This window comes from Lentimicrobiaceae bacterium (assembly GCA_028697555.1).
Classification (GTDB): domain Bacteria; phylum Bacteroidota; class Bacteroidia; order Bacteroidales; family UBA4417; genus UBA4417.
In genome coordinates, this window is the sequence record JAQVEX010000010.1 from 31,144 (window position 1) to 49,205 (window position 18,062).

The 18,062-nt window shown below is 36.7% G+C and carries 14 protein-coding genes; 6 read left to right on the forward strand and 8 right to left on the reverse strand.

Annotation, left to right across the window (positions count from 1 at the left end; translation table 11 throughout):
* Nucleotides 1–8: 8 nt before the first annotated feature.
* Nucleotides 9–1,817 (forward strand): excinuclease ABC subunit UvrC, encoded by a 1,809-nt coding sequence (gene uvrC / locus PHP31_02615; protein ID MDD3738171.1) that lies wholly within the window; start codon nt 9–11, stop codon nt 1,815–1,817.
* A 256-nt stretch (nt 1,818–2,073) separates the two neighbouring features.
* On the opposite strand, the gene PHP31_02620 is transcribed toward uvrC, so the two are convergent.
* The 3 genes from PHP31_02620 to tyrS all read right to left on the reverse strand — a co-directional run bounded on the left by PHP31_02620 (nt 2,074) and on the right by tyrS (nt 5,952).
* Entirely contained in the window at nt 2,074–2,610 is a 537-nt protein-coding gene (locus PHP31_02620) for a hypothetical protein (protein MDD3738172.1), read from the reverse strand.
* Between the two features lie 495 nt (nt 2,611–3,105).
* The gene (locus PHP31_02625; protein MDD3738173.1) at nt 3,106–4,650 is read right to left on the reverse strand and encodes a glycine--tRNA ligase; all 1,545 of its coding nucleotides are present in this window, start codon (nt 4,648–4,650) and stop codon (nt 3,106–3,108) included.
* Nucleotides 4,651–4,662: 12 nt separating this feature from the next.
* Nucleotides 4,663–5,952 (reverse strand): tyrosine--tRNA ligase, encoded by a 1,290-nt coding sequence (gene tyrS / locus PHP31_02630; GenBank protein MDD3738174.1) that lies wholly within the window; start codon nt 5,950–5,952, stop codon nt 4,663–4,665.
* Between the two features lie 171 nt (nt 5,953–6,123).
* Here tyrS and PHP31_02635 point away from each other — a divergent pair, with 171 nt between their 5' ends.
* On the forward strand, nt 6,124–7,839 hold the full coding sequence (locus PHP31_02635) for a carboxylase (protein MDD3738175.1): 1,716 nt from the start codon (nt 6,124–6,126) through the stop codon (nt 7,837–7,839).
* 238 nt (nt 7,840–8,077) lie between these two features.
* On the opposite strand, the gene era is transcribed toward PHP31_02635, so the two are convergent.
* Both era and PHP31_02645 read right to left on the reverse strand, forming a co-directional pair.
* Nucleotides 8,078–8,971, reverse strand: coding sequence for a GTPase Era (era, locus tag PHP31_02640; protein MDD3738176.1), 894 nt, complete (start codon nt 8,969–8,971; stop codon nt 8,078–8,080).
* Between the two features lie 18 nt (nt 8,972–8,989).
* On the reverse strand, nt 8,990–10,285 hold the full coding sequence (locus tag PHP31_02645; protein MDD3738177.1) for an L-serine ammonia-lyase, iron-sulfur-dependent, subunit alpha: 1,296 nt from the start codon (nt 10,283–10,285) through the stop codon (nt 8,990–8,992).
* Nucleotides 10,286–10,648: 363 nt separating this feature from the next.
* On the opposite strand from PHP31_02645, the gene PHP31_02650 reads away from it, so the two are divergent.
* Both PHP31_02650 and PHP31_02655 read left to right on the forward strand, forming a co-directional pair.
* Nucleotides 10,649–12,352: a glutamine--tRNA ligase/YqeY domain fusion protein gene (locus PHP31_02650; GenBank protein ID MDD3738178.1), complete on the forward strand. Its 1,704-nt coding sequence runs from the start codon at nt 10,649–10,651 to the stop codon at nt 12,350–12,352.
* A gap of 98 nt (nt 12,353–12,450) precedes the next feature.
* Complete coding sequence (locus PHP31_02655) at nt 12,451–13,359, forward strand: magnesium transporter CorA family protein (GenBank protein ID MDD3738179.1); 909 nt, start codon at nt 12,451–12,453, stop codon at nt 13,357–13,359.
* Nucleotides 13,360–13,464: 105 nt separating this feature from the next.
* Here PHP31_02655 and PHP31_02660 read toward each other — a convergent pair whose 3' ends face one another.
* The 3 genes from PHP31_02660 to ruvX are packed head-to-tail and all read right to left on the reverse strand — an operon-like array spanning nt 13,465 to nt 15,020.
* Entirely contained in the window at nt 13,465–13,992 is a 528-nt protein-coding gene (locus PHP31_02660; GenBank protein ID MDD3738180.1) for a tetratricopeptide repeat protein, read from the reverse strand.
* Nucleotides 13,993–14,028: 36 nt separating this feature from the next.
* On the reverse strand, nt 14,029–14,592 hold the full coding sequence (gene def / locus PHP31_02665) for a peptide deformylase (protein ID MDD3738181.1): 564 nt from the start codon (nt 14,590–14,592) through the stop codon (nt 14,029–14,031).
* Nucleotides 14,589–15,020, reverse strand: coding sequence for a Holliday junction resolvase RuvX (gene ruvX / locus PHP31_02670; GenBank protein MDD3738182.1), 432 nt, complete (start codon nt 15,018–15,020; stop codon nt 14,589–14,591). The genes def and ruvX overlap by 4 nt, the downstream gene beginning before the upstream one ends.
* A gap of 211 nt (nt 15,021–15,231) precedes the next feature.
* Here ruvX and PHP31_02675 point away from each other — a divergent pair, with 211 nt between their 5' ends.
* Together PHP31_02675 and PHP31_02680 are read left to right on the forward strand one after the other, a co-directional pair.
* Nucleotides 15,232–15,942 (forward strand): hypothetical protein, encoded by a 711-nt coding sequence (locus PHP31_02675; GenBank protein MDD3738183.1) that lies wholly within the window; start codon nt 15,232–15,234, stop codon nt 15,940–15,942.
* Between the two features lie 118 nt (nt 15,943–16,060).
* On the forward strand, nt 16,061–18,062 hold a 2,002-nt coding region (locus PHP31_02680), incomplete at its 3' end, for a hypothetical protein (protein MDD3738184.1).

The window sequence follows — 18,062 nt, forward strand, 5'->3', positions numbered from 1 at the left end:
AGTTGCTCATGTCGGATAATTTTGAAACAATAAAAAACAAGACCTCTTTTTTGCCTAACAAGCCGGGCGTGTACCAGTTTTTTAACAAAGCCGGAAAAATTATATACATAGGTAAAGCGATTGATATAAAAAAACGCGTAAGTTCTTATTTCAGAGACGACGACAAGTTATCGGCAAAAACTAAATTGTTAGTCAGTAAAATTGCAGATATCAAATATATCGTCGTCGATACCGAGTTCGATGCATTATTGTTGGAAAACAACCTGATAAAGAAATACAAACCCAGATACAACATTCAACTAAAAGATGATAAAACCTATCCGTGGATTGTTATAAAAAACGAACCATTCCCAAGGGTTTTATCAACAAGGCATCATATAAACGACGGCTCTTCGTATTTTGGTCCGTATGCATCGGTACGCATGATGAATACGCTGTTGGAGCTTATTAGAAAGTTGTACAAATTGCGTTCGTGCAAGCTGAATTTATCGGAACGTGCCATAAAAAATAAAAACTACAAGGTTTGTTTAGAATATCATATTAACAATTGCGAAGGTCCTTGTATTGGTGAGCAAAGCGAAGAAGATTATATGAATTCCATAAACGAAATTAAAAACATTTTGAAAGGCAATTTTGTGGAAGTCAAAAACAATCTGTACAAGCTGATGGCACAGTATTCGGAACAATATGAGTTCGAGAAGGCACAAGAAGTAAAAGAAAAGATTGATATTTTGGCTCGTTACCAAAGCAAATCGCTGATAGTAAGCGACAAACTAAACAATTTCGATGTTTTTTCGTTTACCGAAGATATAAATTCGGCTTATGTGAATTTTATTAAGGTCATGTACGGTGCCATTGTACAGTCGCATACCATTGAGCTTAGAAAAAGGTTGGACGAATCCAAGGAATTTCTTTTAGAAATGGCAATTACTGATATTCGTCAGCGATTTTCTTCCGAAACCAAACATATTATTGTACCGTTTTTGCCGGAAACTAAGTTGCCTAACGCTACGTACATAGTTCCGCAGGCGGGAAATAACAAAAAGTTGTTAGAGCTTTCGGAACGAAATGCAATTATGTACAAACTTGAAAGGCACAAGCAAACAGAAAGAGTTGACCCCAATAAACATACCGCCAGAATACTTAAACAGCTTCAACAAGATTTGCGTTTGCCTAATTTGCCTGTCAGAATTGAGTGTTTTGACAATTCAAATATTCAGGGTGCTTATCCGGTAGCTGCCATGTCGGTTTTTATCAACGGAAAGCCGGCTAAGGATCAGTATAGACATTTTCACATAAAAACTGTTAAAGGTGCCAACGATTTTGCATCTATGCAAGAAGTGATATATCGCAGATATAAGAGACTTTTAGACGAAAAATCGGATTTGCCGCAGCTTATCATTGTTGATGGTGGAAAAGGTCAGCTATCGTCGGCTATGGCAAGTTTGGAGAAATTAGATTTGCATAAAAAAATACCTATCATTAGTATTGCTGAGAAATTGGAAGAAATTTATTACCCCAACGATTCGCTACCAATGTACATTGATAAAAAATCGGAAACACTTAAAATAATTCAGCATCTGAGAGATGAAGCTCACAGGTTTGGAGTGAGTTTTCATCGCAATTTGAGAGAGAAAGGCACTATTAAAACGGAACTAACTCAAATAAAAGGAATAGGCGAAACCTCAGCGAAAAATTTGCTCAAACATTTCGGTTCGGTAGAAGGTGTAAAAAAAGCAACGCAAGAGCAATTAGCAGAAGTTGTTGGAGCGCATAGAGCTGAGTTGGTTTGTAGTTATTTTAGGAGTGGCTCTTAGCCTTCGGCGTTACGGGTTGCGTGGTGCGGGTTGCGGGTTAATAGTTGTGAAATTGATACATCACTCGCATGATTTCGCAAAGCGTATGTTAAATTTAGTTTTATTTACTATAAAACAGCTCAACAAAATTGCTGATTACCACATGCTTTACGATGCTAGCCAACAATGAAAAAAGAGCCGCCTTGTATTAAGACAGCTCTTTTGTTGATATTTACCTAAATAATAATTATATCAAAACATTAAAATACATTTACTATTAAAAAGTAACACCTATTTTAACATTAAGATATGGACTTACTCTAAATTTATTATCTTTATCATAAAAATCGTAGTAAAACAAACCCCCTACATCAGCTCCATAGAAAAAAACATTTGAAATAGGTCTTCTAAGACCCCATTTTGGTAGTATTCCAATATTGAGTGATTTATCATCTTTTGACATTTGACTATAAGTAGCTATAAAGGAAGTACTAATATAATTAGCCGAATTTAACATCGTTTTTTTATTCTTTAAATTCCTTTTATCTATATTATAATAGTAGCGTGGCTCAATGTTCACGTAGGGTGTAACGTGAAAATTTACTTCGTTATTTTTTAAGTAACCGATAGAAGCACCTAACTCATAAATTAAGGTAGATTTTTGTTTCATTTTCATTTCATAAGCATATGATAAACCGAGTGGAGAAATCCTGAAAGTATTATAACTTTCGGTACTTTGAGCACTAATATTTCTGCTCAACAAAATCAATAGAAATGAAGTAAGTACAATCCTTATTTTGAATCCATTTTTCATAGTAACAAAATTTAAAGTTAATAATTTATTTATAGTTTTTTTATAATTATTTGCTACAAGGTGTTTCAGTATAACAAGTACCTAAATACAATGAACACAATTAAATTGCATTATTAATTTTCATCAAAATTAATATTAATTTAATATTGAAAACAAGAAAGCTTTGTTTTGACATAATTTAACGTTTTGAAACCATCGCTCGCGTGATTTTACAGAACGTGTTTAAATATTTTGCTTTAATATTTTCTATCTTTATTTATGTTCTTTTGTCTTGACACAAAAGAACCAAAAAGTCAAGGCTGACATTTCTTTTTTAGAAAATGACTTTTCTTATTGTTATTTCTTCTCACGAAAGATTATTGATTATATAATAAGCGAAGTTAATTTATTGCAAAAACAGCTTAACAAAGTCGCTGAAACTCTCCCGAAACTTCGGGACAAAACTCGGAACTCGAAACTCCCCCGCACCACGCAACCCGTAACCCGCAACGCTAACTACATCACTATTTGCCTAAACAAGTTCTTCATACTAACTTTCTTGTCGATAATTTCGGGTAATTCGTCAATACTAACTCGTTCTTGCTGCATAGTGTCTCTATCGCGAATGGTAACTTTATTATCGTCAATAGTTTGATGGTCGATAGTTACGCAATAGGGTGTTCCGATGGCATCTTGTCGGCGATAGCGTTTACCTATGGAATCTTTTTCGTCGTAATCGGTTTTAAAGTCGAATTTGAGCAAATTAACAACTTTTTCGGCTATTTCGGGTAATCCGTCTTTTCTGACAAGTGGAAGAACAGCTACTTTGTTAGGAGCCAATGCAGGCGGAATTTTAAGCACAACTCTCATTTCTCCGTCAACTTCTTCTTCGGTATATGCTGCCGACATAATGGCTAAGAAAGTTCTGTCCAAACCAATTGATGTTTCAACAACGTACGGTACGTACGATTGGTTAATCTCTGAGTCAAAATATTTAATGTTTTTCCCAGAATATTTTTCATGACTTGCAAGGTCAAAGTCGGTGCGTGAATGAATACCTTCAACTTCTTTAAAACCGAAAGGCATTCTGTACTCAATATCAGTTGCAGCATTGGCGTAGTGTGCCAATTTTTCGTGGTCGTGGTAACGATAGTTTTCGTCACCAAATCCTAGTGCTTTGTGCCAACGCATTCTGAACTCTTTCCAATATTCAAACCACTTCATTTCCTCGCCGGGTCTGACAAAGAATTGCATTTCCATTTGTTCAAACTCCCTCATACGGAAAATAAACTGTCTGGCAACAATTTCATTCCTGAAAGCCTTACCAATTTGAGCAATACCGAAAGGTATTCTCATACGACCGGTTTTCTGTACATTCAGATAATTTACAAAAATTCCTTGTGCAGTTTCGGGTCTCAAATACACTTTGGTTGTGCCTTCAGCCGTAGAACCCATATCGGTGCTGAACATAAGATTAAATTGTCTGACATCTGTCCAATTCCTCGAACCGCTAACAGGACAAACAATTTCGTAATCAACGATTATTTGCTTCAACTCGTCAAGGTCATTCTCTTCAAGAGCTTTAACCATACGGCTGTTAATCTCATCTATCTTATTCTGATTATCAATAACTCGCTGATTGGTTTGCCTGAACATTTTTTCGTCGAAGCTGTCGCCAAAACGTTTGGCAGCTTTTACTACTTCTTTATCGATTTTATCGTTAATTTTATCGATAAGGTCTTCTATCAAAACATCGGCACGGTATCTTTTCTTGCTGTCTTTGTTGTCAATCATCGGGTCGTTAAAAGCATCGACGTGTCCCGACGCCTTCCATGTAGTTGGATGCATAAATATTGCAGCATCAATACCTACAACGTTTTCGTTTAGCAGCACCATGCTGTCCCACCAATATTTTTTTATGTTGTTTTTCAGCTCAACACCGTTTTGTCCGTAGTCGTACACGGCACTTAAACCATCATATATTTCGCTCGACTGAAATACAAAACCATATTCTTTGCAATGTGATATTATTTTTCTGAATGTATCTTCGTTTGGTAGCATATTGTTTTTTGTTTATGAAATAAGAATTAAGTAGTAATTTTTTTTGCCTTTTTGGACTAAAATATATTTGTTGTTAAGAAGATATTTGTTGTCGATAATTTCTGATTCTTCAACTTTGTGTTTGTTAATCGAAACACCTCCGTCTTTAATCATTCGGCGTGCCTCTCCTTTCGATGCAAATATTGAAGTCTCAGTTGCCAACAAATCTAACACACCTATTGTAGCATCAAGGGTTTGCTTTGATATTGTAAACTGTGGAACGCCTTCAAATACCGATAATAAAGTTTGTTCATCTAACTTAAACAACACTTCTTCGTTGGCTTTGCCGAATAATATTTCCGATGCCTCGACAGCTGTATTGTAAGCATCTTCTCCATGAACTCTAATAGTAATATCTTTCGCCAATTCTTTTTGCAACAAACGCATATGCGGAGCTTCATTATGCTGTTTTTCCAAATCTAGAATCTGCTCCTGATCAAGAAGTGTGAAAATTCTGATATATTTTGTAGCATCTTCGTCGGAAGTATTTAACCAAAACTGGTAAAACTTGTAAGGCGATGTTTTTTCGGGGTCTAACCAAACATTTCCTGTTTCGGTTTTCCCGAATTTTCCGCCGTCGGCTTTGGTAATAAGCGGACAAACTAGTGCAAATGCCTCTCCTCCAACTTTTCTGCGGATAAGTTCCGTTCCGGTAGTAATATTTCCCCACTGGTCGGAACCGCCCATTTGAAGTTTACAGTTTTTGGTCTCATAGAGATGCAAAAAGTCATAGCCTTGTATAAGTTGATAAGAAAACTCGGTAAATGACATGCCTTCGGTTGCCTCACCGCTCAAACGTTTTTTCACCGAATCTTTCGCCATCATGTAGTTTACGGTAATATGCTTACCTATGTCACGGATAAAGCCCAAAAATGAATAATCCTTCATCCAATCGTAATTGTTTACAAGTTCAGCAGCGTTCGGTGCTTCGCTTTCAAAATCAAGGAATTTAGCCAATTGCGCTTTGATGCATTCTTCATTGTGTCGAAGTGTATCCTCAGCCAGCAAGTTTCTCTCAGCCGACTTCATCGATGGGTCGCCAATCATACCTGTAGCACCGCCCACCAATGCGATAGGTTTATGTCCTGCACGCTGAAAATGAAGGAGCATCATCACACTTACCAAGTGCCCAATATGTAGCGAGTCTGCCGTCGGGTCAATTCCTACATAGGCTGATGTCATCTCTTTCTGTAACTGTTCTTCTGTCCCCGGCATTACAGTATGTATCATGCCTCGCCATTCGAGTTCTTCAATAAAGTTCATGTTTTTTTATTTGCAAAAGTAAGTCTTTTTTTGCTTTTTGGTGAATAAACCTTTACGTATGATTTTTTTATTTCAAAATACTTGTAATTTTGTAAAATAAATAACCAAAACTCCGTTAGTCTGGTTTGATATTTGTAACGATTTAGATATTTGAAACAGCCTTAATAAATTATGCATAAGAAAAGTATATTAATCAGAGATTTAACCCTCAGAGACGGACAACAGTCGTTGTTTGCAACACGAATGACCCAATCGCAGGTGGACAGAGTTCTGCCTTTATTTAACGAAGCTAATTTTTACGCAATGGAAGTATGGGGTGGAGCCGTACCCGATTCCGTTATGCGTTATTTGAACGAAAGTCCGTGGACTCGCTTGAACAAAATTAACGATGCCGTTGGCGAAAAAACCAAACTAACGGCACTTTCAAGGGGTAGAAACTTGTTTGGCTACAGCCCATACCCCGACAGCGTTATTGAAGGTTTTTGCAAACTATCTATTGAGAATGGAATCTCGATTATGAGAATTTTCGATGCTCTTAACGATTTCAATAATGTTAAATCGACAATAGAATACGTTAAAAAATATAATGCCATCGCCGATTGTGCTTTGGTTTATACAGTTGATTCAAAACCGTGCAGAAAAAATAAATTCAGATGTTTTTTCAATCTCTATCGCGAGCCCGAAAAGGTATTTACCTTAGAATATTTTTTAGCTAAAGCAAAAGAATTGGAACTGATGGGTGCCGATATTATTACCATAAAAGATATGGCAGGACTGATAAAACCTGATATTGCCGGCAAATTGGTTAAACTTTTAAAAGAAAATGTAGATGTTCCCATCGATTTGCATACGCATTGCACACCCGGATACGGAGTTGCCTCAGCATTGATGGCTATTGTCAACGGAGTTGATATACTTGATACCGACATTGGTTGTTTTGCCGGTGGCACATCAAATCCTCCTTTTGAAATTGTGCAAATATTCTGCGATAAATTAGGCATTGATACTAATGTTAATCTTGAGGCTGTTTCGAAAATTGCTCCAATTTTGCGAGAAATTCGCACTGAATTAAAAGAATTTGACAATTACAAATCATTCCCAAGAGAGTTTGATTTATTATCCGATAAATTACCTGCCGAAATAGATGCTTTGTTTGATAAGGCAATTGAAGAAGCTAAAAAAGACGATACAGAAAGTTTACTTGAAACTTGCCATCAAATCGAACATTGGTTTGGTTATCCGCCAGCAGACGAAAAAATAAAAGTCGCCGAAATACCCGGTGGTATGTATTCAAACATGATAGCTCAGCTAAAACAGCTAAAAATGGAAGACAAGCTAAACCGAGCTATAGAACTTATACCTAAGGTTAGAATGGATGCGGGAAGTCCACCTTTGGTTACGCCTACAAGTCAGATAGTTGGAGTACAAGCAGTTAATTGTGCTATAGACGAGACTAAAAGAAACCCTGAATATACCACTAAATCGGTGCAATTTATAAATTTGGTCAAAGGTGGTTATGGAGCAACGCCTGTTCCTATTGACGAAGAATTTAGGTTTAAAATTGCAGGTGTTTACAAGGAAGAAGATTACGACCCAAGCACCTACACCAAGCAGGAAAATCCGACATTTCCGGAATTTAATAATGCAGTTTTGGCAAAAGATTTAAAGGAAGAATTGCTTTTGGAATTGTTCCCACAGGTAGCTTACAATTTCTTATACTCCGGTATTAAGAAAAAATGTGAAGAAATTGTTGAAAACGAGCGCCGCGCAAAAGAAGAGAAAATCTTAAAGGAAAAGAGAGAATACGAAGAACTTTCGTCAGAAGCAAAACAAGAAAGGTTGCTACAGGGGTTGTACAGTTATGATTGGGCTACGGGATTTGAGTAGAAAAGGTCTCTGAGTCCATCAAGAATCGAAAAACTGAAGCAACGGTTCGGTGCTACGCACCTTTGGTGTAACATGTATAATTTATGCTATAAATTGTGCGGTGCTAACGCACCTTTGTTGGCAATTAGCCCCGAAACTTTGGAGTGCAATTAGTACAATTACTAATTTATAATTGTTAATTATTAATTGCCCCGAAACTCGTAACTCGCACCATTCACCAACCACCATTCACCAATCACTAATTTATTTTGTACCCAAAACGATCCAACTGCTGGTCGTCTTGTCGCCAGTTTTTGCTTACTTTAACAACGAGTTCCAAAAAAACTTTACTACCGATAAATTCTTCTATGTCTTTTCGGCTTTCTATACCTACTTTTTTGATGGCTTTACCGTTGTTGCCAATCAGAATAGCTTTTTGAGTCTCACGTTCGACAAAAATAACGGCATTAATGACGACTATATCTTCTTTTTCTACATAGTTTTCAATAAAGACTTCGGTGGCGTATGGGATTTCGTCGCGGTAGTTTAAGAATATTTTTTCTCGAATTATTTCCGAAACAAAAAACCTCATCGACCTGTCGCTCAAACTATCATCTTTGGGATAAAAAGCTGCGTGATGCGGCAATAACTCAACAATTTTCTCGATTAGTTCGGCTGTGCCTATTTCATCTTTTGCCGAAATTGTTTCAACAAAAGCACACGGGAAATCGCTTGTCAGTTTATTTTTGTATTGCCCAACTTCGTTAGCATCGGCTTTATCAATCTTGTTGATAGCAATAAATAGCGGTCTTTTTAGCTCTTTTATTTTTTCAATTATTTCTTCGTCAATTTCTTGATTAAAAAAATCGATGAGATAAATGAAAATATCGGCATCTTGCAAGGAACCTCTTACAAACGACATCATTTTTTCGTGAAGTTTATTGTGTGGCTTCACTATTCCGGGAGTATCTGAAAAAACTATTTGATAGTTGTCTTCGTTTAATATACCTATAATACGATGTCGGGTTGTTTGTGGCTTAGGCGTGATGATTGCCATTTTTTCGCCCATCAAAGCATTAAGTAAAGTCGATTTTCCGGCATTAGGCAGACCAATAATATTTACAAAACCTGCTTTATGTTCAGAGTTCCCCATGGAATTAATATTATTGAATTATCTTCTGTTACTGTTATTACTCATGATATCTATAATAACTTCGTCGGTAATTTTCATACCCGATTGCGACAGAGTACGAATGTTCATCAAAGTTTTTTCAACGTCGTCGTCAATAATTCCGTCTCCTCCGTGTAGGTATCTGCCAGCACAAGCAAGCATAGCTCCGTCAAAAGCTGCATACATGCTTGTAGCTATTTTCTTTGCACAGGAAGCTTTTGCTCCATCGCAAATAATACCTGAAATGTCGCCCAATGTATTGGTTATTGCATGAGAAACTACTTCAAACGATTTATCTTGAATTAGGCACAAAGCTCCCGAAAAAGCGGCGGCTGCACAAACAACACCGCAGTACGCAGAAAGACGTCCGACATTGGTTTTGATATGGACTGTAGCCATATGCGAGAAAAATAAAGCTCTTATTAAATTCTCTTTGCTAGAATTTGTATATCTGGCATATTCGATTAAAGCCAACGACGCAGTTATCCCTTGATTGCCACTGCCACTAGCTGTCATAACGGGTAGCGGACAGCCGCTCATACGTGCATCTGCTCCTGCTGCTGCGTAGCTAGCTGCGTTGTTTCTAGCATCGTCGCCGTATATGCCGTTTTTTATGTTTTCTCTAATTATCTGACCAATATTTATTCCGTAAGTCCCTTTTAAACCTTCGTCGGCAATAGCCGAATTCATTTTTATTACTTTATCAAAAAGCGGTTCGATTTTGCTTAATTCAACGCTTTGAGCTACATCGTATATAGCTTTTAATGTCAGTTTCTCTCTGTCTTTAACAGGCGAATTAAAATCGGAATCGTTGCAAGGTTGTTTTAGTAATATTTCGCCGTTTCTTTCAATCTTGGTTATGTTTGTGTGTATATGTTTTACTTCGACAGAAGCATCATCAGTGTCGCTTTGAGCTTTTATCAGAAAATACAATTTAATATCGGTTGGTTCGTGAATAATTCTAATATCAGCTTCTTTCATAAATTGTTTGGTCTTTTCAATATCATCGTCGTTAAGTTCGCTGATAACCATAAGCTCTTTTGAAGAATCGCCGGCTACTACACCTAATGCCACCGCAGATTCAATCCCAATCATACCGCCACTGTTGGGGATAATCACACTTTTTACATTCTTTATTATGTTTCCTGAAACATGTATCTGTACTTTGTTAGGAATAGTTCCCAAAATTTCTCTTACTTTTGCTCCTATGTATGCCAAAGCTATAGGTTCGGTGCAGCCTTCGGCAGGTACCACCTCTTCAAATAATATGTCGAGCATTTGATTTTCTGTAATCATAAACAAACCGTTTTTATTGGCTTCCAAAGTTAATATTTTTGTAATAATTGAAAATAGGGTGGGAAAATTTGTGTTAGCTGTTGGCTATTAGCTTTTAGCCGTTGGCTGATGGCTTTTTGTGATAGGTGATGAGTGATGGGTGGCAATGAGCAATGTACAATTATCCACGAAACTTCGGGAGTAATGAACAATTTATAATTACTAATTGCCACGTAACCCGCAACTCGTAACTCGTACCACGCAACATCCCGAAACTTCAAGACACCATTCACCCACCACCAATCACCGACCACTCCCGAAACTTCGGGATTATTTGCTGATTGCAAAAATAATTTATCTTTGTACTCAATAATTCACATAGTTATGAGCAACAATACTGAAAACATTGATAATTTAGAAAATACTCCGACTAACTTTATTCATCAAATTATAGAAGAAGAGTTGGCTGAAGGTAAAAACGAAGGAAGAGTTCATACTCGTTTTCCGCCGGAACCTAACGGACACCTGCATATTGGACATGCAAAAAGCATTTGCTTAAATTTTGGCACAGCACAAAAATATGGTGGTGTTACCAATTTGCGTTTCGACGATACAAATCCGACAAAAGAAGACGTTGAGTACGTTGACGGAATAATGGAAGATGTACACTGGCTTGGCTTTGATTGGGAAGATCGGCTTTATTACGCTTCCGATTATTTCGACCAACTTTACGAATGGGCTATCAAATTCATTAAAGAAGGCAAAGCTTACGTCGATGATTTGAATAACGAACAGATAAGCGAATACAGGGGAACTATCACAACACCAGGAAAAAACAGTCCGTACAGAGATAGAAGTGTAGAAGAAAACCTAGACCTTTTCACCCGAATGAAGAATGGAGAGTTTAAAGAAGGTGAAAGAGTTTTGAGAGCAAAAATAGATATGGCTCACCCCAATATGCTAATGCGCGACCCTATAATGTATCGTATTCTTCACGCTCATCATCACCGCACCGGAGATAAATGGTGTATATATCCTATGTACGACTACGCTCACGGTCAGAGCGACTTTTTAGAAGGCATTACACATAGTATTTGTACATTGGAGTTTGAAGTCCACCGACCACTATACGATTGGTATCTAGACCAGATTGTTGAAGGCGATTACAGACCACGACAAATTGAATTTGCGCGTCTTAATCTAACTTATACGGTTATGAGCAAACGCCGCTTGTTGCAATTGGTAGAAAACAATTATGTTGAAGGTTGGGACGACCCCAGAATGCCTACTATAAGCGGTTTAAGAAGACGCGGTTACACTCCTGCCGCTATTCGCAACTTTGCCGATATTATTGGTGTTGCCAAAAGAGACCAAACCATCGATTATTCGCTTTTGGAATTTTGCTTGCGCGAAGATTTGAATAAAACTTCAAACAGGGTAATGGCGGTTCTTGATCCTATAAAACTGATTATAGATAATCTTCCCGACGGCTACCGCGAAGAAGTGGAAGCAGTCAACAACCCCGAAGACGAGACAGCCGGCAAACGCAAACTTACTTTTACCAAAGAAATTTATATCGAAAGAGATGATTTTATGGAAGACCCGCCCAAAAAGTTTTTCAGACTTAAACCCGGCGGCGAAGTTAGACTAAAATTCTCGTATATAGTTAATTGTACTTCGGTTGAAAAAGACGAAAACGGCAACATTATTGCTATTCATTGCGATTATCAACCCGATACAAGAAGCGGTATGCCAAACAGTAATAAAAGAGTTAAAGGGACTTTACATTGGGTATCGGCTGAAGACGCAGTAGAAGCTGAAGTCAGACTGTACGACAGATTGTTCCTCAAAGAAAATCCTAATGACCACCCCGAAGGAGAAACATTTTTGTATAACGTAAATCCGGATTCGCTTAAAAAAGTTACCGCTTTTGTCGAACCCAGCTTAAAAGATGCTCTTCCGGGCGATAGATTTCAGTTTGAACGAATAGGATACTTCTGCGTTGATAAAGATTCGTCGGAGAACAAATTAGTCTTTAACAGAACCGTACCTCTCAGAGATTCTTGGGCAAAAATTGCAAATAAATAATGTAGCATTTTTGTAATTAATTAGATTAAAAATAAATCTGATTATTTAACAAAAAGCATTATTTTTGTAGCGTAAAAAGAGTTTAAAGTTAAAAAGTAATGCTACAAACGTTAAAAATAGGAACTCTTAGATGGCTTCATATTCAAGATCCTAGCGATGAAGATTTGGAATTTTTGAAAGATAATTTCCACTTTCACCCATTGGATATTGAAGACTGTAAGAGCAGAAATCAGCGTCCGAAAATAGACGTTTACGACGACTATTACTTTTTAATTTTGCATTTTCCAAATTACGACAGATTTAAACGCTTGCTTAAAACCAAAGAAGTCAAAATTTTTTGGGGCGAAGATTATATCATCACAATAGGCAAATCTCATTGGGTTGTTAGTTCACTGTTTGACAATGTTATGCAACAAAACGACCCATACGAATTGCTACAAGCCGGTACTTCCGACTCATTGCTTTACAAAATTATTGAAAGACTCATGCACGAGACCTATCAGCTGATTAGCAAAATGGGAATTGAGTTGGATTTGATAAACAGAGAACTGTTTAGCAAAAATGCCGATAAAACTATTGAAAGAATTTCTGTTACCCGCAGAAATATGATACAGCTTAACACAATTTTTAAACCACAAATTCGTCTTTTCCAAGGCTTTGAATCAGGTCATATTGAAGGTTTTGCCGAAAACATGGAAGACTATTGGGGTAATATTTTGGACTACTACCAAAAAATGTGGGATATGATTGAAGATTACGAAGAGTTGATTGAAGGCTTATCAAAAACCTTTGATTCGTTGCAGACAAACAGAACCAACGAGATTATGAAAGCTCTTACACTTATTTCTTCAATTTTACTTCCCTTAACTTTCGTTGCGAGTTTGTACGGCATGAACGTCAATTTGCCTTTTGCCGGTTTAAAAAATTCGTTTTGGTTACTACTATCCATTATGCTATTTATTTCTATAGCATTTATTCTGCTTTTTAAGCGAAAACGCTGGATGTAGGTACAAGTTTAAAAATACAAAAAAGCTGACCTTATACTCAAGTCAGCTTTTTTTATGTTCTGATTGATTGTGAGTAGCCGTTAGCCCTTGGCTATTAGCCAAAAGCTAATTATCAGTTGTATCTTGGTTCTTCCTTTCAAAATCCAAAATCATTTCCTCCGGCGATTTGCCTAAGTAATATAACAATCCTTCCACATCTTTTGCCAATTCATGGTCGGGATATGTTGCCAAAAATTGGTTGTACGTTTTATTTGCCGAAACGTAATCGTTTAAATAATTATCATAAGTGAAACCTAGAGTAAAAATGGTTTCGGGAATTTTTTCCCAGTCGGGATAATCCGATAATATTTTATTGTAAATTTCAATAGACTTAAAAGCCTTACCTATGCTGTTAGCCCACGAAGCAGCCCTATACAAATATTCGGGCGAAAGAGTGTCGCTCGGATATTTTTTTGCAAATTGTTCGTAATCGACAATCAATTTATTTATAGCTGTGGTATCGGGCAAACCAGGTTGACTTAATCTGCTTTCATTTTGCTGAATTCTGTTTTGTAACTTGGCTTTATTGTTAAAACAAGCCGTAAAAACCGATAAGGTCAGAAGTAATAAAATTGTAATTCTTAATGCTTTCATAAGTGTTTGTTTTTAAAGTTATATAGTTATTTGTGGTTATTTCTTTTTGTTTGCAAAAATCATTTTATAATTAGCTTCGGTAATGCCTTTTTGTATATCCGACAATTTCTTTTTATTCATAATCTTTCGCAAAGGGTGAATTTTATCGACAAATAGCACTCCTTCTAAGTGATCGTATTCGTGCTGAACAATGCGAGCTACAATCCCTTCAAGAATTTCTTCGTGAGGTTCAAAATTTTCGTCTAAATAACGTATTCTAATTTTTTCTTTCCTAATCACTTCTTCGTGAATATCAGGAACACTCAAACATTCCTCTGTAAATGCGACATCCTCGCCAAAACGCTCTAATATTTCGGCATTAATAAATACTTTCTTGAAATCGACTGCTTCGGGTTTCTCATCCTGATAATAAGTAGCATCAACTATAAACAAACGTATCGATTTATTAATTTGCGGAGCCGCCAACCCTACACCCGACGACTCATACATGGTTTCCCACATGTTTTCTATAAGCTCTGATAATTGGGGGTAATCGGGTGAAATATCAATGCTCTTTGCCCTCAAATTCTTATGTCCGTATGCAACTATTGGTAATATCATTTCTGTTTTTCTTGCAATTCTATTGTTTGTAAATACGATTGTAGTATTATAGTAGCGCTTACTGTATCAACCAATGCCTTGTCGCTGCGTTTTTTTTTCTTCGCTCCCGACGAAATTATAGCTTGTGTTGCCATTTTTGATGTAAACCTCTCGTCAATCCTAACAATTGGTATATTCGGATAGGTTTTACTCAACTTTTTCACAAATGGCTCGGTAAATCGCGCCGATTCGGAAAGTTGGTTTTGCATATCCTTAGGCAACCCGACAACTATACATTCTACAGCATTTTCTTTGATGTACTTGTCCAAAAAATCAAACACGCTTGCTGTAGGAACAGTATCGAGCGGAAAAGCATAAGTCTTTGTCTCATCGCTTACTGCTATTCCTGTCCGTTTCTGACCGTAATCTATTGCTACTATTCTACCCAATACAATTTTTCTGCAAAGATAGTTATTTTGCATAAAAATTATTCTTCTGTCATTCCTTTTGCGAAAAGAAAATTACCTGACATTCAGAAAACAATGAAATATTAATCATAAAATAAACTACCACTAACAATGAATAATAATTTTTTATAGTTAAAAAACTCTGTTAATCGTAGAAATTGAGTACTTTTGGAAGTTGACTATATAATATTTTATGGAAGTTGATATTTTTATACCTGCGTATATCGACCAAATAAGTCCCAACACAGGCTTAAATATGGTAAACATATTAAACAGATTTAATGTGGTTACCCATTACAATCCTGAACAAACCGATATGGGCGAAAATGTTTTTAACAACGGTAATTGGGACGATGCAAAACTTATTGGTCAGAAGTTTATCGATGATTTTGACACTGACAGACACGTTGTATCTCCGTGTTACTCAGCTGTTTATCACGTCAGAAACTATTTCGACGAAATGTTTTACAATTCATCTTTCCACAACAAGTATCACAAACTTAAAGATAACTTGTTTGAATTTTCTGAATTTCTGACACAAATCTTAAGAATATCCTCGCTTAACGCAGTTTTTAATCATAGAATTTCATTCTTCAACCCATTAATGATGAATCAAAACAGTATTTTCACAGTGCTTAATCTTGTTAGAGGCATTACCATAGTAGATGTTGATAAAAATGAAACTCCCAGCTTTTACGAAAGTTTTTTAATGCCCAAATTCGATTTTATCCGTCTTAAAACTGCCGAAGATTATATTGAAAAGGCATCGAAACTTAATGTAGAATATGTGGTTACTACCGATACTCACATTATTGAATATCTCGACTCTGCTATTGCTAATAAAAATTCAAATATTAAAACCATACATTTAATTGATTTGCTTAGCTATTCAAATGATAACTAAAAACTCAAATCGGCTATCACAACAAAACTTTAGTTAAATCATGGTACAAAAAACACTAATTACATTAATAAAACGTACAGAAACTCATTTTTATAAATTTTTTATATTTTTATTTTTGATGACGTTATCCAACACGTTAATATCACAGAAGACCAAATTTGACATTAATCCCGACGATATTCCCGTAGTTAATTTTTTGTACTCAGAAGGTAGTACCAATTATTTTTCTATTGATTTTTCGATAATCGAACCTGATGATAAGCAGTTTATTATCAACTATTTAAACAAAAAAAAGATTTTTGTTTCGAACGACTATAATACCGACGATGATAATATTATATTTTATACTCAATACAATCCAAGTCTTGCTTCTGCCGAACAAATAACCAACATAGTAGTTAATGCCGTAACCTATCTGCATCTTTATAAAGACAAAAGCCCTGCATTTTGCGAAAGCGACATATACAACATAAATAATCTTGATAGGACAAGAGAAGAAATTGGCTGCGAAACCGCCGATGTGGCATGTTCCGATGAACAATATTCGTTTCCCTCTGGAACTAGTGGTACGGCAACAGTACCTGTAAATGGATACCCTAACTACGACTGTTTGAATAGCCGACCTGCTCCTGCATGGTTCTACATGCAATTTGACGAACCGGGAGATATTACTATACATATTGAACAATGGTCGGTAGGAGACCCGCCTGTAGGACGTGATGTTGATTTTTGCTGTTGGGGACCTTTTAACACTTTAATGGAAGGCTGCGAAACCGGTTTAACTGGAGCTAATGTGGAAGATTGTAGCTATTCTCCGGCACCGACAGAAGATTGCGACATAGAAAATGGTCAACCAGGCGAAATATATATTTTACTTATTACAAACTACTCCCAACAACCGGCAACCATAACTTTCTCGCAAAGTATGGGCACGGGGCATACAAATTGTAACATAGTTTACCAATGCGGTATTATTTCTGTTACTGCTAATCCCAGCGCTTGCGATGAAAATACAAATACATATAACCTTACCGGAAATGTTGAATTTGTTAATGCTCCCGAAGGAGGAACTCTTAATATTACGGATGTTAACGCAAGCAAGGGTACTATTCTTTATCCACCCTTTACTAGTCCTATGCCATATACTATTAGCGGTATTCCTTGCGATGGACAACAACATACGGTAAATGCTTTTTTTACTGAAGCCTTAGATTGTGCGCTAGAACAAACATACACTAGCCCCACAGCCGTGTGTCCAACTGCCACAATAAGCGGAGGCGGAAATATTTGCCAAAATGGAATTGATTCTACAAAAATTACTATAAACTTTACCAGTGCTCCACCTTACACTTTTTCATATTCAAGAAACGGTACTATTATCAACACTGTTAGTAACTATAATGAACCTACTTATTCGTTTTGGGTTAAGCAAGATGGTGTTTATGAGGTTGGGTCTGTCAGTAATTTATTATGCCCGGGAACTACTTCAGGAAATGCCATTGTTAATGCTGTTCCATTACCAACACCTAGTATTACAGGAGAAAATAATTTATGTGTAAATTCCACTCATAATTTTACAACACAAGCAGGTTTTATAAATTATACGTGGGATATAAGTCCAAGTGCTGATATTATTGGCGGTGGAGGATTTAACGACGAGTTTATTACTATTAACTTCACCAACCCAGGCACTTACACTCTGAGTGTTAATTATCAAACACTTAATCCTATAAGTTGCTTCGGCGCTGAACCCGATTCTGTCATAATAACAGTAAATCCCCTACCTGTCATCAGTATCACAGGAACTACACCTTGTTGTGTTAATGAACAATACACATACACAACAGAAACAGGAATGACCAACTACTTATGGACAATTGACGGAGGGGGAACAATTATTTCGGGTGAAGATACCGACCAAGTTACTATTGAATGGACTACCCCGGGCGTTCATAATGTTTATGTCAACTACAACGATGCTAACGGCTGTACTCTACCTGCTCCCGAAAGTAAGCAAGTTGTAGTACATCCATTACCTACGGCTTTTGCAGGAGTAAATGCAGCTATTTGTGCTAACGATACTTATACAATAAACGATGCCGATACTACTCATAGTACAG

Bases quoted from the DNA above. Each gene is read 5' to 3' on its own strand.
- uvrC (MDD3738171.1), top strand. From the start codon at position 9: ATGTCGGATAATTTTGAAACAATAAAAAACAAGACCTCTTTTTTGCCT.
- PHP31_02620 (MDD3738172.1), bottom strand. From the start codon at position 2,610: ATGAAAAATGGATTCAAAATAAGGATTGTACTTACTTCATTTCTATTG.
- PHP31_02625 (MDD3738173.1), bottom strand. From the start codon at position 4,650: ATGCTACCAAACGAAGATACATTCAGAAAAATAATATCACATTGCAAA.
- tyrS (MDD3738174.1), bottom strand. From the start codon at position 5,952: ATGAACTTTATTGAAGAACTCGAATGGCGAGGCATGATACATACTGTA.
- PHP31_02635 (MDD3738175.1), top strand. From the start codon at position 6,124: ATGCATAAGAAAAGTATATTAATCAGAGATTTAACCCTCAGAGACGGA.
- era (MDD3738176.1), bottom strand. From the start codon at position 8,971: ATGGGGAACTCTGAACATAAAGCAGGTTTTGTAAATATTATTGGTCTG.
- PHP31_02645 (MDD3738177.1), bottom strand. From the start codon at position 10,285: ATGATTACAGAAAATCAAATGCTCGACATATTATTTGAAGAGGTGGTA.
- PHP31_02650 (MDD3738178.1), top strand. From the start codon at position 10,649: ATGAGCAACAATACTGAAAACATTGATAATTTAGAAAATACTCCGACT.
- PHP31_02655 (MDD3738179.1), top strand. From the start codon at position 12,451: ATGCTACAAACGTTAAAAATAGGAACTCTTAGATGGCTTCATATTCAA.
- PHP31_02660 (MDD3738180.1), bottom strand. From the start codon at position 13,992: ATGAAAGCATTAAGAATTACAATTTTATTACTTCTGACCTTATCGGTT.
- def (MDD3738181.1), bottom strand. From the start codon at position 14,592: ATGATATTACCAATAGTTGCATACGGACATAAGAATTTGAGGGCAAAG.
- PHP31_02675 (MDD3738183.1), top strand. From the start codon at position 15,232: ATGGAAGTTGATATTTTTATACCTGCGTATATCGACCAAATAAGTCCC.